Source organism: Kitasatospora sp. NBC_01302 (assembly GCF_035976515.1).
Taxonomy (GTDB): domain Bacteria; phylum Actinomycetota; class Actinomycetes; order Streptomycetales; family Streptomycetaceae; genus Kitasatospora.
In genome coordinates this window covers 7,042,938-7,068,872 of sequence record NZ_CP108404.1, presented here as the reverse complement: position 1 = coordinate 7,068,872, position 25,935 = coordinate 7,042,938, and the positions used below count along the sequence as shown (strand labels likewise).

The window sequence follows — 25,935 nt, the reverse complement described above, 5'->3', positions numbered from 1 at the left end:
CCCTGCCGGCGGATTCTCCTACCGCGTCCAGCCCGCCGCCGATCCGGTCAGGCGCTGGCGCAGTTCGCGCTTGAGCAGCTTGCCGGAGGCGTTCTTCGGCAGGCCTGCCACGAAATGCACCGTCTTGGGCGTCTTGTAGGCGGGCAGCCGCTCGCGTGCGAAGGCGATCAACTCCTGTGCGAGGGCCGGCTCGTGCTCGGGTCCGACCGGCTCGCGGAGCACCACCACGGCCGTCACCGCCTCGATCCAGCGCGGGTGCGGCACGCCGATCACGGCCGCCTCGGCCACCGCGGGGTGCCCGTAGAGCACGTCCTCCACCTGTCGGGAGGCGACCAGCACACCACCGGTGTTGATCACGTCCTTGACCCGGTCCACCACGAAGAGGTAGCCCTGCGCGTCGCGCCGCACCAGGTCGCCGGAGTGGAACCAGCCGCCCTGGAAGGCGGCTTCGGTCTCGGCGGGCTTGCCCCAGTAGCCGGTGCACAGCTGCGGGGAGCGGTAGAGCACCTCGCCGACCACGTCCGGGCCGACCTCGGCGCCGCTCTCGTCCACCACCTTGACCTTGACGAAGAGCACCGGGCGGCCGGCCGAGTCGGGCCGCTCGGCGTGCTCCTCCGGGCGCAGCACCGTGGTCAGCGGGCCGGCCTCGGACTGCCCGAAAGCGTTGTAGAAGCCGGTTCCGGGCAGCGCCCGACGGAGCTTCGCGAGCACGGGGGCGGGCATGACCGAGGCCCCGTAGTAGGCCTTGGTCAGTGCGCCGAGGTCGCTGCCGGCGAAGTCGGGGTGGGCGGCGACGGCGCCCCAGACGGTGGGCGGGGCGAAGAAGCTGGTCAGCCGCTCCCCCGCGAGCAGGGCCAGCAGCTCGCCCGGGTCGGGGGCGGCGACCAGGTGGTTCTCCGCGCCGAGCAGCAGATGGGGCATCAGGAAGACGTGCAGCTGAGCGGAGTGGTAGAGCGGCAGCGCGTGCAGCGGGCGGTCCCGCTCGGTCAGGTCGAGGCCGGTGATCGCGGAGAGGTACTCGTGCAGCAGCGCCCGATGGGTCATCATCGCGCCCTTGGGGGCAGCCGTGGTGCCGGAGGTGTAGAGCAGCTGGGCCAGGTCGGTGTCCCGCACCTGGACGTCGAGCGCGGGGACCGGCCCCGCGGCGGCCGCCTCGCGCAGCTCCTCCAGGGTCGCGCGGGGCAGCGGGTCCAGCGCGGCCGCCGCGGCGGTGTAGTCGGCGTCGTGCAGCAGCAGGGCGCTGCCGGACTGGGTGACGAAATACCGCAATTCCTCCGTCGTGGCGTTGTAGTTGACCGGTACGTGCACCAGCCCGGCCCGGCCGCAGGCGAGGAAGAGGATCAGGTAGGCGTCGGAGTTGCGGCCGAGCGCGGCCACCCGGTCGCCCGCGCGCAGGCCGCGGTCCAGCAGTGCGGCGGCGGCCCGGGTGACGGCGGCGTCCAGCTCCCGGTAGCTCCAGCGGCGGTCCGCGAAGTGCAGTGCGATCCGCTCGGGCACCCGGGCCGCAGAGCGGCGCAAAACGTCCGGAACGGTACTCGGATGAGTCAGGTTCATGCCGGTGGGTATGTCCTGGCGAGCTGTGCGTGACGCCACGTCAGGCCGTCCTTTACTCTTGCTTGACCTGACATTCGGTCAGCGTACATCGAGGTTCAAACATCACAATCTTGTGATCTTCATAAAAAACTCACGGCGCGTCGAGCCGTGACAGGGCCTCCTATCTGCGATTGTCCGTCTATCGGACATCACTCCCCGATTAACGAAACCCACACCAGGTGTCAACCCCTTGTCGTGGCGGGCTTCGACACGATGAAATGCGTGAGCTTGTCGGGACGGGCGTTCCAGAAGCACGCGTGCGTCCGACCCCGGTACGCGCGGTCTGGCCGCGCCCCCTGACGTCTTATCAGACGAAGGGATGTTCATGATCGGCTGGCGCAAGTCGCAGCTCGCAGCCGTCACCCTCACCGCCGCATCCGTGGTCCTCGCTTTTGGGACCAACGCCATGGGCGCCCCGGCAGTTCCCGCCCCGAACGCCCAAGCGGCTTCGGAGAGCGGCGCGCCGGCTCCGGTGATCGTGATTCTGAAGGACCAGCTCTCCAGCACCCCGGCCGACGCCGGTCACCTGGACGCGCGCAAGCAGGACGCCGCCAAGGCCCAGGCCCCGCTGCTGGACCAGGTGAAGAAGTCCGGCGGCACCGACGTCAAGAGCTTCGTGGTCGGCAACGCCTTCTCGGCCACCGTCAGCCCCGCCCTGCGGGCGCAGCTGGCCGCCAACCCGGCCGTCGCCTCGGTCGTCGACGACCAGACCATCAAGGTCGCCCCGCCGGCGCCCAAGCCCGGTGCCGACCAGGACACCGCCGGCACCACCGCCCCCACCGGCGGCACGTCGAACGCGAAGGTCGCCGCCCCGGACACCAAGGGCGACTCGTACGACCCGAACGCGGTCTGCCCGAGCGACCCGTCCAAGCCGCTGCTCGAGCCCGAGGCGCTGTACTCGACGCACGCCGAGAGCACCCCCGGTCAGCCCGGCGCGCACGAGATCGCCGACGGCAAGGGCGTCAAGGTCGCCTACATCGCCGACGGTCTGGACCCCAACAACCCGGACTTCATCCGCCCCGACGGCTCGCACGCCGTGGTGGACTACAAGGACTTCTCGGGTGACGGCTTCTTCGCCCCCTCCGGTGGCGGCGAGGCCTTCGGCGACGCCTCGGCGATGATCGCCCAGGGCCGCCAGACCTACGACCTGTCGAAGTTCGTGAACCCGAGCCACCCGCTGCCGGCCGGCTGCAACATCCGCGTCGAGGGCATCGCCCCGGGCGCCTCGCTGGTCGCCCTCAAGGCCGGTGGCGAGCTGCTCCCGAACTCCGCGATCCTGCAGTCGATCGACTACGCGGTCTCGGTCGCGCACGTCGACGTGCTCAACGAGTCGTTCGGCAGCAACATCACCCCGGACAGCGGCGCGCACGACACCATCTCGCTCTTCAACGACATGGCCGTCGCCGCGGGCGTCACCGTCGCCGTCTCCAGCGGTGACGCGGGTGTCAACGGCACCGTCGGCACCCCGGCGACCGACCCGAACGTCATCTCGGCCGGTGCCTCGACGGACAACCAGAACTACGCGCAGACCGGTTACGGCGCCTTCCAGTTCTCCAACGGGACCTGGGCCGACAACCGCATCTCGGCGCTGTCCTCGGGCGGTGTCACCCAGGCCGGGCGCACCATCGACCTGGTCGCCCCGGGTGAGTCGGACTGGGCGCTCTGCTCCCCCGACAACAACACCTACGCCGACTGCACCAACTTCAACGGCCAGGGATCGGGCATCCAGCCCTTCGGCGGCACCAGCCAGGCCGCCCCGATGACCGCCGGCGCTGCCGCCGACGTCATCCAGGCCTACCGGGACAGCCACAACGGCGCCTCCCCGAAGCCCGCGCTGGTCAAGCAGTTCCTCACCGGCACCGCCGCGGACCTCGGCCTGCCGGCCGAGGAGCAGGGCGCCGGTCTGCTGAACGTGCGTGCCGCCGTCGAGGCCGCCCGCGGCTACCAGAGCCCGGCCGGTTCGCAGGACAGCAGCACCGTCGCGGTCACCAGCGGCCAGGTCACCGTGACCGGCCAGGCCGGCTCGGACCACACCACCGACGTCACCGTGGTGAACACCAGCTCCAAGCCGCAGACCGTGAGCGCCTCGACCCGCGTCTTCGCGCCGCAGAGCGACGCGAAGCAGACGGTCGCGCTCAACTCCTCGACCGACCCGCAGTTCCCGTACGCCACCAACGGCGCTCCCTGGGTCGCGCACAAGGTCACCTTCAACGTGCCGACCGGTGCCGACCGCCTGGGCGCGTCAATAGCGTGGCAGGGCGCGGCGCAGAAGTCCGGCAACAACGTGGTGACCCCGGTCGTCCGTCTGACGCTGCTGGACCCGTCCGGCCGCTACGAGACCAACACCCGTCCGCAGGGCGGCGCCACCTCGGCCAACTTCGGCTTCGTGGACGTCCCGCACCCGGCCGCGGGCACCTGGACCGGCATCCTCTACACCCCGGTCGGCGCCAACGGCTTCACCGGCCCGGTCCAGCTGGACACCTACACCCAGCGCGCGGTCCCGGCCGGCTCGGTCAGCCCGCAGGTCACCGACCTCAAGCCCGGTGAGACCAAGAAGCTGCACGTGCAGGTGACCACCCCGGCCACCGGCGGCGACACCACCGAGAACGTCGTGGTCGCCAGCTCCAACGGCGCCACCACCAGCGTCCCGGTCGTGCTGCGCAGCCTGGTCCCGCTCAACGGCAACAGCGGCACCTTCACCGGCACCATCACCGGTGGCAACGCCCGTAGCTCCTCGCCGGCACAGTCCAACTCCTGGGCCTTCGACGTCCCGGCGGGCAAGAAGGACCTGCGCGTCGGCGTGACCGTCGCCAAGGACCCGAACCTGGTGATGCAGGGCGTGCTGATCAGCCCCAACGGCACCCCGATCGACGCCGAGACCAACGTCGCCTTCGACGGTTCCGGCAACATCGCCTCCTACGCGGCCGGCGTCTCGGCCACCACCGTCAACCCGGCCGCCGGCCGCTGGCGGTTCGTGCTCAACGTGCTCAACCCGGTCAGCGGTGCCGAGCTCGGCCAGACCTTCAACGGCCAGGTCGCCTTCGACCAGGACCAGGCCACCGCGCCCGGCCTGCCGAACAACACCAAGACCAAGCTGGCGGCCGGCAAGCCGGTCACCGTCAACGTGCAGTACACCAACAACACCGCCGCCGTGCAGCAGCTGCAGGCCGACGGTCGTCTGAACAACCGCGTCGACCTGCCGCTGCTCCCGATCGGCGCCTCGGCCACGATCGCGCTGCCGCAGAGCACCAGCACCGTGACCCCCACCTTCATGGTTCCCCCGGGCACCGACAAGGTGACCACGGTGGCCGCCTCCACCACGCCGGCGCAGCTCGAGTTCAGCGGCCCGACCGCCTCGCCCGACCTGTTCGGCGACCTGAAGCGGGCGCAGAACGGCTCGACCGTCTCGGTCGTCCAGGACAGCGGCAGCGCCTCGCAGCCGATCGTCCCGGGTCTGTGGGGCACCTACGTCCAGCAGATCGGCCCGTTCCCGACCACCGGCGCCCCCGCGGGCAGCTCCACGGTGTCCGCCTCCGCGCACACCCTGGCGTTCGACCCGGCGCTGACCTCCAGCACCGGTGACCCGTACGCCGCCGCCTTCAACGCCACCGCGCCGGCCGTCACCCCGGTGGCCGTCCAGCCCGGTGCGACCGGCAACCTGCAGATCACCCTGACGCCCAAGGGCGCCAAGGGCACCCAGGTGCACGGCGTGCTCTACCTGGTCTCCGGCCCGGCCTCCAACCCGGTCGCGAACAGCGCGCTCAGCATCACCGGGTCGGTCCTGGCCCAGATCCCGTACAGCTACACCGTCAACTGATGCCGGGCGTCGATGACGCCTGATCGGTAGAGGCCGAGGCCGTCCCCGCTGCTGCGGGGGCGGCCTCGGTCGTTCGTCCCGCGGCGGGTGTGGCACCCTCGTGGGGTGAATCCCCCAGCTCAGACCGGTGCCCCGGCAGGCGTCCAGGCCCTCCTCCGCAACCCGATCGGCGCGCACGTGCCGGTGGCCGGGCGCGGGCTGGTCGGCACCGGGCTCGCCTACCTGGAGCAGATCGGGGGCGAGGCCGTGCAGGTCTTCGTCGCCAACCCGCGCGGCTGGGCCACCCCGGCCGGCGACCCCGCGCAGGACGAGGCCTTCAGGGCGGCCTGCGCCGAGCGCGGCATCCCCGCCTACGTGCACGCCCCCTACCTGATCAACTTCGGCTCGGACAGCCCCGCCACCCGCGAGCGCTCCACCGCCTCGCTGCGCCACTCGCTGCTGCGCGGCCGGGCGATCGGCGCGCTCGGCGTGGTCGTGCACACCGGCTCGGCGGTCGGCACCGCCGCCGACGGCTCCTCGCGGCGCGCCGAGGCGATGGCCCAGGTCCGCGACGACCTGCGCCCGCTGCTGGCCGAGCTGGACCGCCTCGGCGAGGACGCGCCCTGGCTGCTGCTGGAACCCACCGCCGGACAGGGCCGCTCGCTCTGCTCCCGGCTGGAGGAGCTGGCCGAGTACGCCGAGGCGCTGGACCACCACCCCCGGGTCGGGGTCTGCCTGGACACCTGCCACGCCTTCGCCGCCGGGCACGACCTGGCGGCCCCCGGCGGCGTCGGGCAGGCACTGGACGCGCTGACCGCCGCGATCGGCCCCGGGCGGCTGCGGCTGATCCACGCCAACGACTCCAAGGACGTGGTGGGCGCCCGCAAGGACCAGCACGCCAACATCGGCGACGGGCACATCGGCACAGGCGCCTTCCGCGAGCTGCTCGCGCACCCGGACACCGCCGGGGTCCCGCTGATCCTGGAGACGCCCGACCGCAGCGCCGCCCCCGGCTTCGGCCACGCCGCCGACGTGGCCCGGCTCAAGGAGCTGCGCGCGGCAGCCGGCGCCCCACCGGCGCGCTGACCGACCGCCGTTTCGCCTCCCCGACCACCCTTTCGCCTCCCCCGCGCACCGGTTCGCGCCCGCACCGCACCTGCGGTGCAGGAATTCTGCAAGGGTCCGGCAGGGCTTTCGCCAGCCCACCCAGGAAGGCCTCCTTCGGCCGCCGCACAGCGGCTGAACTTCCATGCTTCAAGGGGGAATTGACCATGTCGTCGGTTCAGACGCCGTCCCGCCCGGTGCACCGCGATCCCGGCCAGTGGGCGACCGTACCCGACTGCAAGAAGGTCCTGGTCGTCATCCACACCCTGGTCTACGGGATGCGGATCAAAGACCTGCTCGTGCTCTTCCGCGCCGATCTGCGGGTCAGCGTGGTCTTCACCGTCGCCCCGCACGCCTTCAACGACGGCACCGAACGGGTGCTCGCCGAGCTGGGCGGCACCGTGCTCCCCTGGGAGCGCGCCGTCGCGACCGAGTTCGACCTGATCCTGACCGCCGGCTCGCAGGGCATGGAGCAGCTGCGCGGGCCGCTGGTCCGACTGCCGCACGGCGCGGGCCACATCAAGATGTCCCGGCGCGGCGACGCCGCCGAGGGCAGCATCGGGGGCCTCGGCCGCGGCTACCTGACCTGGGACGGCAAGGTGGTGCCCCGGGCCTTCGCCGTCGCGCACAGCGAGGACCTGGACACCCTGGCGCACTCCTGCCCCGAGGCGCTGCCGATCACCGAGGTGGTGGGCGACGCCAGTTACGACCGGCTGGCGGCCGGCCTGCCGCACCGGGCCGCCTACCGCCGGGCGCTCGGGCTGCGCGAGGACGAGCGGTTCGTCCTGGTCTGCTCCACCTGGGGCCTGGGCTCGGCGTTCCACCGGCTCGACTCGCTGCTGCCCCGGCTGCTCACCGAACTGCCCGAGGGCTGCCGGGCCGCACTGCTCGTCCACCCCAATGTCTGGTCCGGCCACGGGGGTTGGCAGGTCAGGTCATGGCTGGCCGACGGCGCGGGCGGGCGGCTGCCGCTGCTGGCACCGGAGTCCGACTGGCGACCGCTGCTGATCGCGGCCGACTACATCCTCGGCGACCACGGTTCGGTCACGCTCTACGGGACGATGACCGGCGCGCCGATCCTGATCTCGCAGTACCCGTTCCGCACCGTCAACCAGAACTCCCCTGGCGCGCAACTCGCCCGCACCGCGCCGTCCCTGTCCCCGACCCGGCCGCTGACCGAGCAACTGGCGTACGCTGCCGAGCAGTACCGCCCCGAGGAGTACGCGGCGATCGCGGCCCGGATCTCCTCCGAACCCGGCGCCTTCAATCCCAACATGCGCCGACTGCTCTACCGGATCCTGGAGTTGGGCGAACCCGCGCACCGGCCGGAGACCGAGCCGCTGGAGCCGCCCAAGAGGCTCGACTCGAAGGAGGCCCGATGAACGGCGTGTTGGACGGCCAGGTGAGGGTGGCCCTCACCCCTGCCGGTCCGGACCGCAGCAGCCTGCTGGCCCAGCTGGAGCCGCCCGCGGGGGCCGACGCGGCGCCGCTGCTGGCCCAGTTGACGGCCGCGGCGCCGTACCGGGGCCCCCGGGTGGTCGACGAGCACCTCAGCGTCGACCTGGCGGGCCCCGGCAGCCGCGAGCCGGCCGATGTGCTGCACGGCGGCCCCCGCTTCGCCGGCTGCGAGGCGGAGCTGCTGACCGCCCACCCCGGCTGCCTGGTGGTGGCGGTCAGGCAGCCGGACGGGGCGGTGCGCACCCGGCTGGCCGGGACCAGCCTGTGCTGGCTGCCCGGCCCCGGTGATCGCCCGGTGCCCGCCGCGCTGCTCGGCTCCCTGCTGCACACCTGGCTGGTCGCCGGCCTGGCGCCGGGGGCGCTGCACTCGGTGGCGCTGCTCACCCCCGGGGGCGCGCTGCGGATGAACGCTCAGTCGGGTGCGGAGGCGGGCTCGGACGCGGGCGCGGGTGCGGGCTCGGGTGCGGGCGCGGGTGCGGGGGGCGCCTCGCGCAGGCGGTCGAGCTTCGCCGTCAGGCGCTGGACGTCGGGGGCGCCCAGCGCCTGGTAGCGCGCCAGGGAGGCCTCGTAGCAGTCCAGGGCCTGCTGCGAGGCCTCGCGCGCCTCGGCCAGCTCTCCGTGCAGTTCCAGGGTCCTGGCCTCCCAGGTCGGCGATCCGGTGCTGCGGAACAGGTCGGCGGCCTGGTCGAGCACCCGCTCGGCCGCCTGGTGGTCGCCGAGCGCGGTGTGCGCCCGGCCCAGGTGGGCCAGCGCCCGGGCGGCCTCGTAGGGTTCACCGATGTCCATCAACGTCTGGTACGCGACCGTGAGTTCGGGCAGCGCGAGGTCGGGTCGGCGCTGGGCGAGCGCGACATCGCCGAGCACCACCCGGGTCAGCGCGGCACCGCGGGCGTAGCCGACGGACAGCCGCAGCGCCAGATCCTCACGGAAGCACCGGGTCGCCTCGGCGAGCCGCCCGGCGAGCAGGTGCGCCTGGCCGATCCCGTGCAGCGCCTGCGCCTCGGCCTTGGCGTCACCGTCCGCCTGGGCCAGCTCCAGCGCCTCCTGGTAGCGGCGGATCGCCTCCTCGGGCCGGCCGAGGTTGCGCAACCGGCCGCCACCATCGGTCAGCATCCTCGCCAGCGCCGCCGGATCATCCGCCCTGCGGGCTGCCGCCAGCCCCAACCGGTGCGCCTCGTCCTGGAGTTCGAAGGCCCGCAGGCGGTGGAAGAGGGGATACATCGCGTCGACCAGCTGCCAACCGAGCGGGAACCAGCCGTGCGCCGCCGCTGCCCGGACGCCTTCCAGCAGGTGGCCGCGCTCCAGGTCCAGCCAGCGCAGTGCGGCCTGGGAGTCCGCCGCCCCGAACGGCGGGGCAGCGGGCGGGCAGGTGTGATCGCGCCTCAGGGTGGCGTGGTTGGGCGTGAGCAGCCGCTCGGCCGCGGTGGCAGTGGCGAGGTACCACTCGAGTATCCGGCGCAGGACCGCGTCCTGCTCGTCCTTCGCCAGCTCTCCTCGCACCTGGTCCCGCGCGTGCAGCCGGACCAGGTCGTGGAAGCGGAAGCGGCCGGTCCCCAGGTCCTCGATCAGGTTCGCCTCGGCCAGTTCGTCGAGCAGGGCGTCCGCGTCCGCGAAGGCGGCTCCGGTGAGCACCGCCGCGTCGTCGGTGCTGAAATCGGTGAACGGGAGCAGGCCGAGCAGTTGGTAGAGCCGACGGACCCCGGGCACCAGGCCGCCGCAGGAGGCGTCCAGCGCACTGCGCACCGCGGGTTCCCCGTCCACCCGCAGGGCGGTCAGCCGCTCGCTGTCACTCGCGAGGGAGGCGGCGGTGGCCGCCAGGGTGAGCCGGGGCCGGGCGGCCACCCGGGCGGCGACCAGCGAGACGGCGAGCGCCAGTCCCCCGCAGTGCGCCGCCACCTCGCGCACCGCCTCGGGCTCGCGCCCGGCCCGTGCCGGACCGATCCGACGGGTCAGGATCTCGGCGGCGGCCGACTCGTCCAGCAGCCCCAGCGGCTGGAACACCGCGCCGTCCACCCCCAGCCCGGAGAGCCGGTTGCGGCTGGCGACCACCACCAGCGCGCTCTGCGAACCGGGCAGCAGCTGGCGCACCTGGGCGGCGGTGAGTGCGTTGTCGAGCACCAGGGCGATCCGCCGACCGGCACTGACGGACCGCCACAGCGCGGCGGCCTCGGCCGGCGCCCCGGGCACCCGCTCGACCCCGAACGCGCGCAGGAGCGCCCCGAGCGTCTCCCCGGTCGGCGCCGGACCGCCGGGTGCGTGGCCGCGCAGGTCGGCGTAGAGGAGGCCGTCCGGACAGTCGGCGGCCAGCGAGCGCACCCATGCGAGGACCAGCGCCGTCTTGCCGACCCCCGCGGGGCCGTTCACCACGATCAGCCGGCGGCAGTCGGCCGGCCCGCCGCGCAGCTCCCCCAGGGCCGCCAATTCGGCCCGGCGGCCGACGAAGGGGCCAGTGGGCGGCGGCAGTTGTTGTGGCACCGGCGGCGGTGCGGCGGCAGGCCCGGCGCCGTGCAGGTGGACCGTGCCGTGGATGGCGCCGGCCTGGATCACCCCGCCGCTGATGCGGGCGGCGCCGGTGATGAGGTTGCGGGTCGCGCTCTCGTCTTCGATTGTTCCCATGAGTTACCCCCCAGATCACTCATTTGCCGATCAACCGTTCATCAGTTACTGCTCCGTTCAGTCGATTCCGGCCTAATGCTTTTCTCAACTCGAAAGAGGTGATGCAGTGTCCTCTACCCCGCTACCACTCGTGCTATTGCCCTGGCCGCCCTCCAATCTGTCATGAGCACATGCGGGGCACGGGCGGCAACCGACCAGAGGAGGAGCATCTTGCTGGAAGTACGACTCCTGGGAACGGTCGAACTCCTGGTCGGCCGCGCGGCGTTCGCGGTCAGCCCGGAAAAGGTGCGCTGCCTGCTGGCAGCGCTCGCCTGGGACGCCGGACGTCCGCTGTCCCTGGACACCTTGGCCGACCGGCTCTGGGACTCCCACCTGCCCACCGACCCGGCAGGCGGCGTGCACTCCAACATCTCCAAGCTCCGCAGGCTCCTGAACAATGCCGCGAAGGGTGGGGGCGGCTGCCCCGCGCCGCTGATCCTCTCCCGCGGCCATGCCTACACCCTCGAAGTCGACCCCGGCATCGTCGACTACCACCGCTTCCGCCGCCTGACCCAGCGCGCCCGCGACGCCGCCGAACACGGCGACGACGTCACCGCTTTGACGCTCCTGACCCAAGCCGCCACCCTGTGGGCCGGCGATCCCCTGGCCGGCCTGCGCGGCGAGTGGGCCAGCGCCGCCCGCGCCACCCTCACGGACGAGCACCTGGCCGCTGCGGTCACCCATGCCGAAGTCGGCATGCGGATGGGCCACTTCGCCGAGCTCGTGACGGATCTTGCCCCGCTGGTCGCCGCACATCCGACCCACCAGACCCTGGTGGCCCGGTTGATGCTCGCCCTGCACGGCGCCGGCCGCCAGGGCGAAGCGCTGGCCCGGTACCGGGCCACCCGCCGGACCCTCGACCAACACCTGGGCACCGCCCCCGGGCATGAGCTGACCGAGCTGCACGCGCAAATCCTGGACGGAACACCAGCGGAGCGGCTGGTGCCGAGGGCACGGAACCTGGCCGCGAAAGCGCCGGCACCGGCCCCCACACCGTCGCGGCTACCGCAGTTACAACCCCTCGTCGGGCGCGAACAGGACCTGGCGGACCTGGTCCGCGCGGTCACAGGTTCCAGCCACACGCGAACCGTCGCCATCACGGGCACCGGCGGAGTGGGGAAGTCCATGCTGGCCCGCCATCTCGCCGAGCGGCTACGCGATCTCTTCCCCGAGGGGCAGTTCCTGGTCTCGCTGCACGGCTTCTCCGCCACCCGGCAGCCGCTGACCGCCGAGGGCGCGGTAATGGAGGTGCTACGGGCCATCGGGGTGCCGCTGACGAGGCTGCCCGCCGACCATGAGCAGCGCGTCGACCTCTGGCTGCGGATGCTGGCGGAGCGCCGCTATGTGATCGTGCTGGACAACGTCGCCCACGCGGACCAGGTACGACAGTTGATCCCAGCGGACGCGAACTCGCTGCTGATCCTCACCAGTCGAGTGAATCTCAGTGAACTCCCCGCAGTCCACCAGCACGGCGTGGGCCTTCTGACGATTGCGAGCGCGGTCGAGCTCTTCCAGCGGCTGGTGGGCGAACGGGCAGCCGACCAGGAGATCGTCCGGGAGATTGTCGCCCGCACCGGCTACCTGCCTCTGGCAGTCGAAATCCTTGCGACCCGCTTCCGGTCTCGGGCGGCCTGGACCCTCCAACACCTCGCGCAACGCCTGTCCACCACCTCCTCACTGATCGATGAATTCCACTACAAGGAAAATGATCTGACGATCCATCTCGCTCTCTCCTATCGCGCCCTCAGTACCGATCACCAGCGCGCCTTCCGGCTCCTCGGACTCCATCCCGGCCCGCGGTTCGACCAGTTCGCCGCGGCAGCGCTGCTGGGCTCCCCGCTGCGGCAGTCCGAGCGTGCGCTCGAAGCACTTCTCGACTCCCATCTGATCCAGGAGCCCAGCTTCGAGTCCTACGCCTTTCACGACCTGTTGGGCGCCTTCGCAGCGAGCCTGGCCGAGTCGGAGAGTTCGACCGAGGAGCGGGCCTCGGCAGCGAACCGGCTCACCGCGTACGCCCTGTGCGCGACGGACCATGCCGACCGGCTGCTCTATCCGCACCGGCTGCGGCTCCACTTCGCCGACCTGCCACCCGGTCCGGCGACGGGCCTGTCGTGGAACTCGCCTGCACAGGCGCGCCGTTGGCTTCTCAACGAGCAGGCAAGTCTGCTGGCGATCCAGCAACGTGCCGTGAACGATGACAACCGAGCCGACGCGTTCCGCCTCACCCACCTACTGGCCGGCTTCCTTGACGCCGAATGCTTCTGGGTCGACTCCGTACGCCTCCACCAGGCCGCTGCCGAGTTCTGGCACGCGACGGGCGAGCAGCAGGCCGAGGTGCGGGCCCTGCTGGATCTGGCCTATGCCCACCAGCGCGGCACGCAGTACCCGCAGGCGGATGCGATCACGGCAAGAGCACTGAGACTCGCGAGAGCGGCGCATGACGTGGAGGGTGTGGCGGAGGCACTCAATCAGCGCGGGATGCGGCATGCCCGAGAGGGTGACCAGTTGATCGCGCTGGAACTCCAACACGAGGCGCTCGCCGCCAACCAGCGCACCGGAAACCAGCGGCAACGTGATCGGATCATCAACAACATCGGCATCTCCTTCATGCACATGGGTCAGCAGGAGCGGGCGATCGCCGCTCTCGACGACGCGTTGGCCGGATTCCATGCAGCCGGGAACTCACGGCTTTCCGCACAGCTGCTCAACAACCTTGGCTATGCCCAGTCGAAATCCGGTGACACCGCGACAGCACATGCGACCTTCAAGCGTTCCTTGTCCACCGGCACCGGTGTGCTTTCCGAGCTGGAGATCGCCATGATCCAGAACAACCTGGTGGCAACCACCCGACTGCCTGCTGACCTTGATCAAGCGCGCACGCTTCAGGAGTCGGCACTGACGACGTTTCGAAGCGCGGGTGACCGTTGGAACCAAGCCGAGGGGATGATCACCCTCGGCAACCTCCACCAGCGGGCCGAGCACCCGCGGATGGCCGCAGCGCTGCACAGCGAAGCATTGACCCTGGCCAGCCGCATCGGTGCCGACCACAAGCAGGCAGCCGCACTTCTGGGCCTCGGACTTGCCGAGGCACAGCTGGGTCACGATGAGTCCGCGCGGCGGCACCTCCTGGCAGCCGCTGATCTTGCCGCACGGATCCAGGCGCCGGTGGAGGAGGCCCAGGCGCGCACCGCGTTGGCCGAACTTCGTGACCACAGCAACGGAAATCCCAAGGGCGAGCAGCATCGGGCGCTCTGAGCATGCCAAACAGCGATAGCTTTATATTACTTTCCCAGCCGCCTCACCCGGGTCGTGCTTCACCATATCCCCATTTGCCCCAGGGGGTGACAGCTCTGTACGTTAATCCCAACGTTCTGACGATCAGTCAGGATGATGAGATGGATACGTGCATATGGAGCAAGCCAGTTGAGACTCTTTGTCAGCACTGCCCTCATACTCGGGGTAGTGACTGTGGGTACCATCAGCACTGCACCACTGGGAGCCGCGAGCACCATCACGCACCCCATGGCGGTCACACTCGCACATCAGCCGCCAGCAGCTGATCTGTCTGCCGCCGTTGGCGTGACACGGATGCGCACCCAGGAAACAGTGTTCTGGATGTGACGCAAAACGGGCTCCTCCCGCACCCCGCACGGGAGGAGCCCGCGAGCCTGGCCCAGCTCAGAGTCCGACCCTACGGTCCCCCATCCCGAATGGCGGGGTGCTCGGCCGAGACCACCGGCCCCGCCCTCTCGGCCCTCTTGCAAAGGAGTCCGAGTGAAGCACAGTGCACAAGGCAGCCAGGATCTGCGCTATGCCGTGTGGCGGAAGAGCAAGTTCAGCGCTGACCAGGGCAACTGCATCGAGGTTGCCGACGGTTTCCGGGACATCATGCCCGTCCGCGACTCGAAGAACCCCCAGGACCCGGCGCTCGTCTTCACCGCCGACGCCTGGTCGGCCTTCGTCGCGTGCGTCAGGGCTGGCGCTCTTCCGCTCGCCTGACGTGTCGGTGCCGCGTGGGAGACTCCCGCGCGAGTGCAGCGATCACGATGCGGAGGATGTGCGATGGGCATGCAGGCCAAGGGGACGTTCGAGCTCACCTCGTTCGAGCCGGAGGTGCTCGACGAGGGGCCCGGGGCCGCGCTTGGGCGGGTGCGGATCAGCAAGTCGTTCCAGGGCAGCCTGAACGGGACGAGCACGGTGGCGATGCTGTCGGTGGCCGACGTCGAGGGCAATCCCGCCGCCTACGTGGCCGTGGAGCGGTTCACGGGAGAAGTGGACGGCCGGGTGGGCTCCTTCGTCCTGCAGCACAGCGCGCCCGGCAGCCATGGGGAGCGGCTGGCGATCCAGGTCGTTCCTGGGACGGGGGCCGGGGAGCTCGTGGGGATCACGGGCAGCTTCGAGATCATCCAGTCCGGGGACAGCAGCCACTCCTACGTCCTGGAGTACGCGTTGGACTGACTTCCAGGGGCGTGATGGTGATGACGTCGGCAGGCACACGCGCCCGGCGGTGCCGCGGAAAGCGGCAGGGGGAAGCGTGGAGAGTCCACGCCAGACCCCGGGGCCAGCGCTGCTGCGTACGCAGGCTGTGACCGGCGTCTCTTGACGCACCCGGTTATCATCGGGCGTATCTCACACAAGCCGCTGGTGATCCGGGTCACGGCTCCGTAGACTTTGCGGGCCCGCCAAGAGTGAGCCGAGGGTCGTGTGGGGTACTGGAAGAAGCACACCAAAGATCATCAGCAGGTTCTGGAGCTTTTTCACCGGAATGGGTGGACAGTCGAGGACCCGCCGAAGTACTACACCCTGAAGTGCCCCTGCGGAGTACACAAGCGGTGGTATCACTTGACTCCTAGCGGGGCAGACTACGCGAAGAACGTGGTTAGCTGGGGGAAGCGTCAGCCATGTTGGAAGGGGATCCCGTGAACGAGAATCTCCGAGCGAGTGTGCGTTGGACCTTCAAGGTCGTCGGACCAGAGAGCGCCGACGAGCTTTCTGACAGTGCTGAGCGCGTGATGGATGCTCTACTCGATCTTGAAGCGTGCGACCCGCGACTCTGTGACGCCGGCGTGGCCATGGACGCAGACGCCATGACGGTTGACGTGGAGCTGACTGTTACAGGTCCAACCGCTCCTGGGAACCTGGAGCACGCTCAAACAGCGATCCGCGCGGCTATTCACGCTGCTGGAGACGCAACTCCGGACTGGCCCAATGAGCCGTTCTCACCTGGTGGTGAGCCCGCTGTGGTTCCACGACACACCGCCGGGGAGTACCACCAGAAAGAGATCGAGATGCTTGCCTCCTGAGCCGAGGATCCAGAAGCCGCCTGCCGCCTCTGCGCTAGGCGGCTTCTTCGTATCGCGAAGCCCACGTCACCATCCGTGCAGAAGCCTCCCGATGCCCCACAACCCAGTCCCTCGCTCGGTGATCCGGTGGGCGACTGGCTGCCGTGGGTGCCGTCGGCGAAGGGCCGGCGGGACGGCGACCGCGACCAGGGGCGTACGGGAGCGCGACGGGGTGGCCCGGCTGCGGGGGCGGACAGGTCGGTCCCGCCCCGCGCGGGAGTGACGCGGTCGCGACGCCCGTCGGTGCGCGCGAGGATGGGGAGACGGCCGGACGCGAGGAGGTAGGCATGACGACCGACGGATTCACCACGTGCCTGTGGTTCGACGGGCAGGCGGAGGAGGCGGCGAACTACTACGTGTCGATCTTCAAGGGCGGGAAGCTGGGCCGGATCGGCCGGTACACCGAGGCGGGACCGGGGCCGGCCGGCAGTGTGCTGGCGGTCGAGTTCGAGATCAACGGCCAGCGCTTCGTGGGACTCAACGGCGGGCCGCAGTTCACCTTCAGCGAGGCCATCTCGTTCCAGATCGGCTGCGCGGACCAGGCCGAGGTGGACTACTACTGGACCAGGCTGAGTGAGAACGGCGGCCAGGAGGGCCCCTGCGGCTGGCTGAAGGACAAGTACGGCGTCTCCTGGCAGGTGGTGCCGACCCTGCTGCTCGAACTGGTCAGCGACCCGGACCCGGTGAAGGCCGTGCGGACCACCGAGGCGATGTACAAGATGGGCAAGCTCGACATCGCCGCCCTGCAGAAGGCCTACGACGGCGGCTGACCGGAACGGCGGGCCTCAGGCGGGATCGGCCCGGCGCCCCAGGTGGTTGAAGAGCAGGTTCAGCGTGATCGCCGCCAGGCAGCCCGCCGAGATGCCCGAGCTCAGGATCGTGGCGATCTGCTGCGGGAAGGCGTGGTAGAAGTCCGGGTAGGCGATCGGGAAGATCCCGAGCGCCAGACTCACCGCCACGATCAGCGCGTTGGAGCCGGCCGCCAGGTCGGCCTTGCCCAGCGTCCGCAGTCCGGCCACCGCCACCGAGCCGAAGAGCACCACTCCGGCCCCGCCCAGCACCGGCTGCGGGACCAGCGAGACCAGCCCGCCGACCACCGGCATCAGGCCCATCACGATCAGGAAGGCGCCGCCGAGCGCCACCACGAACCGGCTGCGGATCCTGGTCAGCGCCACCAGGCCGATGTTCTGCGCGAAGGCCGAGCAGATGAAGCCGTTGAGCGCCCCGCCGAGCGCGGTGGCCAGCCCGTCCGCGCGCAGTCCGGCCGCGATCGTGCGGTCGTCGGCGGGGCGCTCCACCACCTCGCCGAGCGCGATCATGTCGGCGGTGGACTCGGTCATCGCGACCAGCATCACCACCAGCATCGAGACGATCGAGGCGGTCTCGAAGCGCGGCGCACCGAAGGCGAAGGGGTGCGGCAGCTCGAAGAACGGCAGCGAGGCGAGCGCGTGCAGGTCCACCCTGCCGAACGGGATCGCCACCAGGGTGCCGATCAGCAGGCCGAACAGGATCGCGATCCGCTGCAGGAAGCCCCGCAGGAAGCGGTTGAGCAACAGCACGGCGAGCAGCGTGACCCCTGCGAGGCCGAGGTTGCCCAGCGAGCCGTAGCCCCGCGCGTGCGAGTCGCCGCCCTGTGCCCAGTTGCCGGCCACCGGCAGCAGCGAGACCCCGATCAGGGTGATCACGGTGCCGCTGACCACCGGCGGGAAGAAGCGGACCAGTCGGCAGAGCAGCGGCGCCAGCAGGAAGCAGGCCACCCCCGCGACCAGGGTGGAGCCGAAGATCAACGGCAGTGCGGCCCCCTGCTTCGCCGCCACCACGGCCAGCACCGGCGAGACGGTGGCGAACGAGACGCCGTTGACGAACGGCAGCCGCGAGCCGATCCGCCACACCCCGAGCGTCTGCAGCAGGGTCGCGAGGCCGGCGACGAAGAGGTTCGCGGCCAGCAGCGTGGTCAGCTGGGACGGCGTCAGGCCGACCGCGCCACCGATGATCAGCGGCGGCGCGGCGACCCCCGCGTACATGCTGGCCACGTGCTGCAGCGCGACCGCCGACATCCGCCCGAGCGGCAGCACTTCGTCCACGGGGTGCACGGCGGGCGGCGCGGCGACGTCCGGTTCTGCGACGGCGGTGTCCGGGTGCGACACCAGGTCCTGACGGCCCATGACTGTGGTCCCTCCACATCTGACCGATGGTGGCTTCGGGTCCGGGAACGACGACCGAAGTGCGGGACGGAGCACGGTGACGCTGGGACGACCCTGGCGGACGGCGGGACGGCCGTCCGCCCACCGGTACCTGCGGCGAACAGGACCGGCCCAGGCGAGCAGAGCGAAATTCCAGGAACTCCAGAGGTTTCAGGAGCTCCGTAATTCCATGATGCGGAAGCCGACTTCCGCGATGCAGTGAATCTAGGAAGCCCGGCCCGGCTCGTCAATAGCTCCTGCAGGATCGGCAACGACCAGCCGGACTCTTGGACCTTCCTCCAAGCGCGCTCAGTACCGCATCCCCATCGCCCGCGTCACCTCGGCCAGCGTCGCCTCGGCGACCTCGTTGGCGCGGGCGTTGCCGCGAGCCAGGACCGTGCGCAGGTGGCCGCGGTCGCCTTCGAGGGCGGCACGGCGTTCGCGGATCGGGCGCAGGTACTCGTTGACCGCCTCGATGACCACGGCCTTGAGGGCGCTCGCACCGCCGTCGCCGATCTCCTCGGCGACCGACTGCGGGTCGCGGCCCTGGCAGAGGGCGGCCAGTTGCAGCAGGCTGGCCACCTCGGGGCGGCGCAGCGGGTCGTACCCGATCCGGCGGTCGGTGTCGGTCCTGGCGCCGCGCAGCAGGCGGGCCGTCTCGTCCGCGCTGGCCCCCAGGGCGATCGCGTTGCCGCGGCTCTTGCTCATCTTGCCGCCGTCGGTGCCGAGCAGCAGCGGCAGCGCCGACAGCAGGGCCTGTGGCTCCGGGAAGAGCGGCGAACCACCATGTGGATAGCGGGCGTTGAAGCGGCGGGCGACGGTGCGGGCGACCTCCAGGTGGGGCAGCTGGTCCTGGCCGACCGGGACCAGGGCGGCCTTGCAGAACAGGATGTCGGCGGCCTGGTGCACCGGATAGGTCAGCATCAGGCCGCTGACCTGGGACTGGCGCGAGTGCGCGATCTCGTCCTTGACCGTGGGGTTGCGGTGCAGTTCGGCGGCGCTGATCAACGAGAGGAAGGGCAGCAGCAGTTGGTTGAGGGCGGGCACCGAGCTGTGTGTGAAGATCACCGCGCGCTCGCCGTCGATCCCCACCGCCAGGTAGTCGAGCAGCAACTCCTCGACGTACTCGGCGAGTCGGTCCGCCACGTCGCGGTCGGTGAGCACCTGGTAGTCGGGGATCACCACGAACAGCTCGGCGCCCTCGGCCTGCAGGCGGACCCGGTTCTGCAACGAGCCGAAGTAGTGGCCCAGGTGGAGCGGGCCGGTGGGACGGTCGCCGGTCAGCACGCGCGGGCGGGGCTGGATGGTCATCTGCTTCTCCTGTGGGGTGGCACGGGGTTGGCCGTCCGGCGTGGGCCCGTGCGGTGGAGCAAGCAGAAGGGCCGTCCGTCCGGACGGCCCAGGGCATGCGGGATGCGCGGCCGTCCTAGGACGGCCACCAGCTGATCGGGAGCATCGGCGTGCGCATGGGAACCACTGTAACCCCCGCCGACAGACCCTCCAAGCGTTCAGGGCGGCGCCGAACTCCGTTCACCGGGGCGGTGTAGGCGGCCGCTAGCGTGAACGGCCGTCAACGACCCCCCAGACGAGGAGTTTCCGTGGAGCAGTCCCATGACGCCCCCGAGCAGCACAGTGGCGCCGGCAGCGTGAGCCGGCGGGCCGCGCTGCGACTGACGGCCGGGGTGGGCGGTGCCGCGCTGACCGCCGGGCCGTTGCTCGGTGCGACGCAGGCGTCGGCCGACGACGGGTCGGGCGCGGGCGCCGCGCCCGATCAGGGCCAGGGCTCCCCGCTGCTGCTCACCCGGCCCGAGTCGCTCGGCGCACCGGCGGTCGAGGGGCTGCACCTGACCTTCGGCGCCGACCCGACCCGCCAGATGAGCGTCTCCTGGACCACCGACGGGCAGGTCCGCAACCCCCGGGTGCGCTTCGGCACGCTGGAGGGCGGCTTCGGCCACACCGTGGCCGCCGACACCCGGACCTACACCGACGGCATCAGCAACCGGGTCGTCCACACCCACCACGCGCGGCTGACCAACCTCAAGCCCGGCACCTACTACACCTACGTCGCCCTGCACGACGGCGGCCGTCCGGACGCCGGCACCTTCCGCACCGCCGCGCGCGGCCGGCAGCCGTTCACCTTCACCAGCTTCGGCGACCAGGCGGTGCCGAACACCACCTGGCAGCCGGACGGCAAGGGCGGCTACACCTCGGTGCCCAGCGGCATAGCCTCGCCCGCCTCGGCGGACATCGTGGCCGGCATCGAGCAGGTCGACCCGCTCTTCCACCTGCTCAACGGCGACCTGTGCTACGCCAACATCTCGCCGGACCGGCTGCGCACCTGGCAGGGCTTCTTCGCCAACAACACCCGCTCGGCGCGCTACCGCCCGTGGATGCCGGCGGCCGGCAACCACGAGAACGAGAAGTCCAACGGGCCGATCGGCTTCACCGCCTTCCAGACCCGCTTCGACCTGCCGGACAACGGCGGGGACGACGAGACCAAGGGCCTGTGGTACTCCTTCACGGTCGGCTCGGTGCACGTGGTGGTGCTGCAGAACGACGACGTGGCCTACCAGGACGCCGGCGACGCCTACGTGCACGGCTACAGCGGCGGCGCCCAGCGCGCCTGGCTGGAGAAGGACCTGGCCAAGGCCCGGGCCGACCGCTCGATCGACTGGGTGGTGGTCTGCATGCACCAGGTCGTCATCAGCTCCTCGGACGCCAACGGCGCCGACCGCGGCGTACGCGAGCAGTGGGGGCCGCTCTTCGACCGCTACCAGGTGGACCTGGTGGTCTGCGGCCACGAGCACGACTACGAGCGCTCGCTGCCGGTGCGCGGCACCGTCTCCGGCTCGGAGACGCTGACGCCGAACCCGGTCTCCACCGCCACCGACGTGATGGACACCTCGCAGGGCACCGTGCACATGGTGCTGGGCGGCGGCGGCAACTCCTCGCCGAGCAACAGCCAGTTCTTCAAGCCCGCCCAGGCCAAGGTGATCACCGGGGTCGGCGCGGTGGGCGCCAACGGCAAGCGCACACCGGTGTACGTGCACGAGGACGCACCGTGGATCGGCGTGCGGGACCTGGACCACGCCTACGGCTTCGCCGCCTTCACCGTGGACCCGGGCACCAAGCCGGGCGGCACCACCAGCATCCACGTCACCTACTACCGGGTGGCCCAGCCGGACGGGTCGATCAGCCCGATGGAGAGCTTCGTGCTGCACCGCAAGCGCTCCGACGGGCACTGAGAAGTCCGGCGGAGCCAGGGGCCGCGTCCACCACGGGTGGGCGCGGCCCCGCTGTTTTCGTTGACATCCCCCGCCAGGAGCGAGAGGCTAAGCAAGCGCTTAGTCAGTCCCACTCTCGCCGAGGATGCCATGACCGACAATCCCCCCGGACTCGACCTCGCCGCCCTCCGGGCCCACCTGGGCACCGGAGCGCTGAGCGCCGAGCTGATCGAGGGCGGCCGTTCCAACCTGACCTACCGGCTGACCGACGGCGAGCGGCGCTGGGTGCTGCGCCGCCCGCCGCTGGGGCACGTGCTGGCCACCGCGCACGACATGGCCCGCGAGTACCGGGTGATCGGCGCGCTCGCCGACTCGCCCGTCCCGGTGCCGCGCGCGGTGCGGCTGACCGAGGACCCGTCGGTGATCGGCGCGCCGTTCTACCTGATGGAGTTCGTCGAGGGCACCGCGCACCGCGACAGTGCGGCGCTGGCCGCGCTCGGCCCGGCCCGGGTGCGCGCGCTGGCCGACCACCTGGTGGACACGCTGGTCGCGCTGCACGGCGTCGATCTGCAGGAAGTCGGGCTGGCCGACTTCGGACGACCGGAGGGCTTCCTGGCCCGGCAGGTGCAGCGCTGGGGCAAGCAGCTGGCGGCCTCCCGCAGCCGCGAGGTGGCCGGCATCGACGAGCTGGCCACCAAGCTCGACGCGACCCTGCCGCCCTCCCCCGCGCCCACCCTGCTGCACGGTGACTACCGGCTGGACAACGTGCTGGTCGGCCCGGACGACCGGATCACCGCCGTGCTGGACTGGGAGATGTCCACCCTCGGCGACCCGCTCACCGACCTCGGGCTGCTGGTGATGTACACCGAACTGGCCGCCGAGTTCGCCGGGGTGATCCCGGGCGTCGCGCTGGCACCCGGCTTCCCGTCCGGCGCCGAGCTGATCGACCGCTACGCCGGCCGCTCCGGGCGGGACGTGGCCGCCGTCGACTGGTACGTGGCCTTCGCTTCGTTCAAGCTCGCCGTGGTGCTGGAGGGCATCCACTTCCGCTACGGCCAGGGGCGCACCGTCGGGGCCGGCTTCGACCGGGTCGGCGAGCTGGTCCCGCTCTTCGTCGCGCACGGCCTGACCGCACTCAAGGAGCGCTGACCCGCATGGACTTCGCCTTCGACGCCCGCACCGAGGAGCTGCGCGAACAGCTCTCGGCCTTCCTCACCGAACACGTCTACCCCGCCGAGTCGCGCCTGGTCGTCAACGAGGACTGGTCGACGCCGGCGGTCGTCCGCGAACTCCAGCAGGAGGCACGGGCGCAGGGCCTGTGGAACCTCTTCTGCGAGCTGCCCAACCTGCAGTACGCGCCGCTCGCCGAACTCACCGGCCGCAGCATCCTGCTGGCGCCCGCCGCGGTCAACTGCGCGGCCCCCGACACCGGGAACATGGAGCTGCTGGCGCAGTTCGGCGACGAGGCGCAGCGCAAGCAGTGGCTGGAGCCGCTGCTCAACGGCGAGATCCGCTCCGCCTTCGCGATGACCGAGCCGGAGGTGGCTTCCTCGGACGCCTCCAACATCGAGACCCGGATCGAGCGGCACGGCGGCGACTACGTGGTCAACGGCCGCAAGTGGTACATCACCGGGGCGATGAACCCCGACTGCCGGATCTTCATCGTGATGGGCAAGACCGACCCGCACGGCGACCCGCGCCGCCAGCAGTCGATGATCCTGGTGCCGCGCGACACCCCGGGCGTCACCGTCAAGCGGGCGATGACGGTCTTCGGCTACGAGGACCGCGACCACGGCGGCCACGCCGAGGTGCTCTTCGAGGACGTCCGGGTGCCGGCCGCCAACCTGATCGGCGAGCCGGGCTCGGGCTTCGCGATCGCCCAGGCCCGGCTCGGCCCGGGGCGGATCCACCACTGCATGCGGGCGATCGGGATCGCCGAGCGGGCCCTGGAGCTGATGTGCCGCCGGGTCACCGAGCGGGTCGCCTTCGGCAAGCCGCTGGCCGCGCAGGGCGTGGTGCAGGACTGGATCGCGGAGTCCCGGGTGCGGATCGAGCAGGCCCGGCTGCTGGTGCTCAAGACGGCCTGGCTGATGGACACCGTGGGCAACAAGGGCGCGCACACCGAGATCCAGGCGATCAAGATCGCGGTCCCGCAGACCGTCGAGTGGATCCTGGACAAGGCCGTGCAGGCGCACGGCGCGGCGGGGGTCAGCCAGGACACCCCGCTGGCCCAGCTCTGGGCGGGCAACCGCACACTGCGGCTGGCCGACGGACCGGACGAGGTGCACCGGCGCTCGCTGGCGCGCCGCGAGCTGAGGAGGTACCAGGGGTGAGCGAGGACGATCTGCGGGCGCGGGTCCAGGAGTTGCTGGCCGCCTACCCGCCGCAGGAGGTCGACCGGCTCGACTTCCTGCGCGCACGGTTCGATGCCGGCCTCGCCTGGGTCCACTTCCCCGTCGGGCTGGGCGGCCTCGGCGCGCCGCGCGCGTCGCAGGCCGTGGTGGACGCCGAGCTGGCCGCCGCCGGTGCGCCGGACAACGACCCGCGCCGGATCGGCATCGGCCTGGGCATGGCGGCGCCCACCATCCTGCGCTACGGCACCGCCGAGCAGCAGCACCGCTGGCTGCGGCCGCTGTGGACCGGCGAGGAGGTCTGGTGCCAGCTCTTCAGCGAGCCCGGCGCCGGCTCCGACCTGGCCGCGCTGGCCACCCGCGCGGTGCCCGACGCCGACGGCAGCTGGCTGGTCAACGGCCAGAAGGTGTGGACCTCCTCCGCGCACACCGCGCGCTGGGCGATCCTGATCGCCCGCACCGATCCGGCGGTGCCCAAGCACCAGGGCATCACCTACTTCGTCTGCGACATGACCGACCCCGGTGTGGAGGTCCGCCCGCTGCGGCAGATCACCGGCGAGGCGGAGTTCAACGAGGTCTTCCTGACCGACGTGCGGATCCCCGACACCGACCGGCTCGGCGCCGTCGGCGAGGGCTGGCGAGTGGCCACGACCACGCTGAACAACGAACGGGTGGCGATCGGCGGCCAGCGCACCCCGCGGGAGGGCGGCCTGATCGGCATCGTCGCCGAAACCTGGCGCGAGCGGCCCGAGTTGCGCACCGCCGAGCTGCACCAGCGGCTGCTGCAGCACTGGGTGGACGCCGAGGTGCTCCGGCTGACCGGCGAGCGGCTGCGCCAGCAGCTGGCGGCCGGCCAGCCCGGGCCCGAGGGCGCCGGCGGCAAGCTCGGCTTCGCCCGGCTGGCCCAGCAATTGACCGCCTTCGAGGTCGAACTGCTCGGCGAGGAGGGCCTGGGCTACGACGACTGGACGCTGCGCCGCCCCGAACTCGTGGACTTCAACGGCCGCGAGGCCGGCTACCGCTACCTGCGGGCCAAGGGCAACTCGATCGAGGGCGGGACCAGCGAGATCCTGCGCACCATCATCGCCGAGCGGGTGCTCGGCCTGCCGCCCGAGCCGCGCACCGACAAGGACGTCCCGTGGAAGGAGCTGTCCCGGTGAACCTGCTGTACTCGGAGATCGAGGAGGAGCTGCGGGCCAGCGTGCGCGACCTGCTGCACGACCGCAGCCCGGCCGAGGCGGTGCTGGCCCGGGTCTCGGCCGGCCAGGGCTACGACCCGGCGCTGTGGCGGGCGTTGGCGGTGGAGCTGGGCGCGGCCGGGCTGCAGGATCCGCAGGCCGGCGGCTCGCTGCGCGAAGTCGCTGTGGTGATGGAGGAGTTGGGTCGCTCGGTGGCGCCCACGGCGTTCCTGGGCAGCGCGGTGCTGGCGACGGCGGCGCTCGGCGCCGAGGACGGGCGACTGGCCTCGGGCGAGCGGACCGGGACCTTGGTGGTGCCGTTCTCGGGCGGGGCACCGAGCGTGCGGGCGACGGGCGGCCGGCTGACCGGGCGGGTCACCTCGGTGGCCGACGCGCTCACCGCCGACCTGCTGGTGGTGCCGGCGGCGGGCGGATCGCTGTGGGTGGTGGAGCGCGGCTTCACCGTCGTGCCGCGCACCTCACTGGACCTGACCCGGCCGCTGGCGGACGTCGTCCTCGACGACGCCCCGGGCGAGTTGGTCACCGAGGACCCGACGGTGCTGGAGCGGGCGCTGCTCACCGGGGCCGGGCTGCTCGCCTCCGAGCAGCTGGGGATCGCCGAGTGGTGCCTGAGCAGCACGGTCGCATACCTGCGCGAGCGGCGGCAGTTCAACCGCCCGCTGGGCTCGTTCCAGGCGCTCAAGCACCGTCTGGCGGACCTCTGGCTGGAGGTGGTCGGCGCCCGCGCCGCCGCCCGGGCGGCAGCCGACGCGCTGGCGAGCGGGGCGGCGGACGCGCCGCTGCTGGTCGCGGTGGCCGCCTCGCACTGCGGCACGGTCGCGGTGCGGGCCGCCGAGGAGTGCATCCAGCTGCACGGCGGGATCGGGATGACCTGGGAGCACCCGGCCCACCTCTACCTCAAGCGGGCCAAGGCCGACCAACTGGCGCTCGGCACGCCGGGCCACCACCGCGCCAGGCTGGCCGAGCTGGCGGACCTGCCTGGCTGACACGTGCGTTGAGCACGGTGAGCACGGCGATGCCCCGGGGAGCT

Annotated in this window: 17 protein-coding genes; 13 read left to right on the top strand and 4 right to left on the bottom strand. The window is 71.5% G+C overall.

Translation table 11 applies throughout. The annotated features are described in order from the left end of the window. Positions 1 to 18: 18 nt before the first annotated feature. On the bottom strand, positions 19 to 1,554 hold the full coding sequence (locus OG294_RS31045; protein ID WP_327069866.1) for a fatty acyl-CoA synthetase: 1,536 nt from the start codon (positions 1,552 to 1,554) through the stop codon (positions 19 to 21). 364 nt (positions 1,555 to 1,918) lie between these two features. On the opposite strand from OG294_RS31045, the gene OG294_RS31040 reads away from it, so the two are divergent. The 3 genes from OG294_RS31040 to OG294_RS31030 all read left to right on the top strand — a co-directional run bounded on the left by OG294_RS31040 (position 1,919) and on the right by OG294_RS31030 (position 7,875). Next, positions 1,919 to 5,410, top strand: coding sequence for a S8 family serine peptidase (locus OG294_RS31040; protein ID WP_327069865.1), 3,492 nt, complete (start codon positions 1,919 to 1,921; stop codon positions 5,408 to 5,410). 105 nt (positions 5,411 to 5,515) lie between these two features. Beyond that, a complete protein-coding gene (locus OG294_RS31035) occupies positions 5,516 to 6,475 on the top strand; it encodes a deoxyribonuclease IV (protein WP_327069864.1) in 960 nt (319 codons plus the stop codon). A 185-nt stretch (positions 6,476 to 6,660) separates the two neighbouring features. Further along, positions 6,661 to 7,875, top strand: a complete 1,215-nt coding sequence (locus tag OG294_RS31030; protein ID WP_327069863.1) for a hypothetical protein — start codon at positions 6,661 to 6,663, stop codon at positions 7,873 to 7,875. Between the two features lie 487 nt (positions 7,876 to 8,362). Here OG294_RS31030 and OG294_RS31025 read toward each other — a convergent pair whose 3' ends face one another. Further along, positions 8,363 to 10,567 (bottom strand): tetratricopeptide repeat protein, encoded by a 2,205-nt coding sequence (locus tag OG294_RS31025; RefSeq protein WP_327069862.1) that lies wholly within the window; start codon positions 10,565 to 10,567, stop codon positions 8,363 to 8,365. Positions 10,568 to 10,777: 210 nt separating this feature from the next. On the opposite strand from OG294_RS31025, the gene OG294_RS31020 reads away from it, so the two are divergent. The 5 genes from OG294_RS31020 (at position 10,778) to OG294_RS31000 (ending at position 16,718) form a co-directional block, all read left to right on the top strand. Beyond that, positions 10,778 to 13,861 (top strand): AfsR/SARP family transcriptional regulator, encoded by a 3,084-nt coding sequence (locus OG294_RS31020; protein WP_327069861.1) that lies wholly within the window; start codon positions 10,778 to 10,780, stop codon positions 13,859 to 13,861. A 519-nt stretch (positions 13,862 to 14,380) separates the two neighbouring features. After that, on the top strand, positions 14,381 to 14,605 hold the full coding sequence (locus tag OG294_RS31015) for a DUF397 domain-containing protein (RefSeq protein WP_327069860.1): 225 nt from the start codon (positions 14,381 to 14,383) through the stop codon (positions 14,603 to 14,605). A 63-nt stretch (positions 14,606 to 14,668) separates the two neighbouring features. Further along, a complete protein-coding gene (locus OG294_RS31010) occupies positions 14,669 to 15,064 on the top strand; it encodes a DUF3224 domain-containing protein (RefSeq protein ID WP_327069859.1) in 396 nt (131 codons plus the stop codon). Between the two features lie 461 nt (positions 15,065 to 15,525). After that, positions 15,526 to 15,909: a hypothetical protein gene (locus tag OG294_RS31005; RefSeq protein WP_327069858.1), complete on the top strand. Its 384-nt coding sequence runs from the start codon at positions 15,526 to 15,528 to the stop codon at positions 15,907 to 15,909. 326 nt (positions 15,910 to 16,235) lie between these two features. Beyond that, on the top strand, positions 16,236 to 16,718 hold the full coding sequence (locus tag OG294_RS31000) for a VOC family protein (RefSeq protein WP_327069857.1): 483 nt from the start codon (positions 16,236 to 16,238) through the stop codon (positions 16,716 to 16,718). Positions 16,719 to 16,733: 15 nt separating this feature from the next. Here OG294_RS31000 and OG294_RS30995 read toward each other — a convergent pair whose 3' ends face one another. Both OG294_RS30995 and trpS read right to left on the bottom strand, forming a co-directional pair. After that, positions 16,734 to 18,113 carry a nucleobase:cation symporter-2 family protein gene (locus tag OG294_RS30995; RefSeq protein WP_442789250.1) on the bottom strand — a complete coding sequence of 460 codons (1,380 nt, stop codon included), beginning with the start codon at positions 18,111 to 18,113 and terminating at the stop codon, positions 16,734 to 16,736. 327 nt (positions 18,114 to 18,440) lie between these two features. Beyond that, positions 18,441 to 19,442: a tryptophan--tRNA ligase gene (gene trpS, locus OG294_RS30990; protein ID WP_327069856.1), complete on the bottom strand. Its 1,002-nt coding sequence runs from the start codon at positions 19,440 to 19,442 to the stop codon at positions 18,441 to 18,443. 287 nt (positions 19,443 to 19,729) lie between these two features. Here trpS and OG294_RS30985 point away from each other — a divergent pair, with 287 nt between their 5' ends. The 5 genes from OG294_RS30985 to OG294_RS30965 all read left to right on the top strand — a co-directional run bounded on the left by OG294_RS30985 (position 19,730) and on the right by OG294_RS30965 (position 25,891). After that, positions 19,730 to 21,376, top strand: a complete 1,647-nt coding sequence (locus OG294_RS30985) for a purple acid phosphatase family protein (RefSeq protein WP_327069855.1) — start codon at positions 19,730 to 19,732, stop codon at positions 21,374 to 21,376. 129 nt (positions 21,377 to 21,505) lie between these two features. Continuing rightward, on the top strand, positions 21,506 to 22,504 hold the full coding sequence (locus tag OG294_RS30980; RefSeq protein ID WP_327069854.1) for a phosphotransferase family protein: 999 nt from the start codon (positions 21,506 to 21,508) through the stop codon (positions 22,502 to 22,504). A 5-nt stretch (positions 22,505 to 22,509) separates the two neighbouring features. Continuing rightward, a complete protein-coding gene (locus tag OG294_RS30975) occupies positions 22,510 to 23,688 on the top strand; it encodes an acyl-CoA dehydrogenase family protein (protein ID WP_327069853.1) in 1,179 nt (392 codons plus the stop codon). Continuing rightward, complete coding sequence (locus OG294_RS30970) at positions 23,685 to 24,866, top strand: acyl-CoA dehydrogenase family protein (RefSeq protein WP_327069852.1); 1,182 nt, start codon at positions 23,685 to 23,687, stop codon at positions 24,864 to 24,866. Before OG294_RS30975 ends, OG294_RS30970 begins: the two co-directional genes overlap by 4 nt. Continuing rightward, the gene (locus OG294_RS30965; protein ID WP_327069851.1) at positions 24,863 to 25,891 is read left to right on the top strand and encodes an acyl-CoA dehydrogenase family protein; all 1,029 of its coding nucleotides are present in this window, start codon (positions 24,863 to 24,865) and stop codon (positions 25,889 to 25,891) included. The genes OG294_RS30970 and OG294_RS30965 overlap by 4 nt, the downstream gene beginning before the upstream one ends. Positions 25,892 to 25,935 lie beyond the last annotated feature (44 nt).

What these genes read in the sequence shown, in the direction of transcription:
- OG294_RS31045 (WP_327069866.1), bottom strand. Translation starts at nt 1,554, where the DNA reads ATGAACCTGACTCATCCGAGTACCGTTCCGGACGTTTTGCGCCGCTCT.
- OG294_RS31040 (WP_327069865.1), top strand. Translation starts at nt 1,919, where the DNA reads ATGATCGGCTGGCGCAAGTCGCAGCTCGCAGCCGTCACCCTCACCGCC.
- OG294_RS31030 (WP_327069863.1), top strand. Translation starts at nt 6,661, where the DNA reads ATGTCGTCGGTTCAGACGCCGTCCCGCCCGGTGCACCGCGATCCCGGC.
- OG294_RS31025 (WP_327069862.1), bottom strand. Translation starts at nt 10,567, where the DNA reads ATGGGAACAATCGAAGACGAGAGCGCGACCCGCAACCTCATCACCGGC.
- OG294_RS31010 (WP_327069859.1), top strand. Translation starts at nt 14,669, where the DNA reads ATGGGCATGCAGGCCAAGGGGACGTTCGAGCTCACCTCGTTCGAGCCG.
- OG294_RS31000 (WP_327069857.1), top strand. Translation starts at nt 16,236, where the DNA reads ATGACGACCGACGGATTCACCACGTGCCTGTGGTTCGACGGGCAGGCG.
- OG294_RS30995 (WP_442789250.1), bottom strand. Translation starts at nt 18,113, where the DNA reads ATGGGCCGTCAGGACCTGGTGTCGCACCCGGACACCGCCGTCGCAGAA.
- trpS (WP_327069856.1), bottom strand. Translation starts at nt 19,442, where the DNA reads ATGACCATCCAGCCCCGCCCGCGCGTGCTGACCGGCGACCGTCCCACC.
- OG294_RS30980 (WP_327069854.1), top strand. Translation starts at nt 21,506, where the DNA reads ATGACCGACAATCCCCCCGGACTCGACCTCGCCGCCCTCCGGGCCCAC.
- OG294_RS30975 (WP_327069853.1), top strand. Translation starts at nt 22,510, where the DNA reads ATGGACTTCGCCTTCGACGCCCGCACCGAGGAGCTGCGCGAACAGCTC.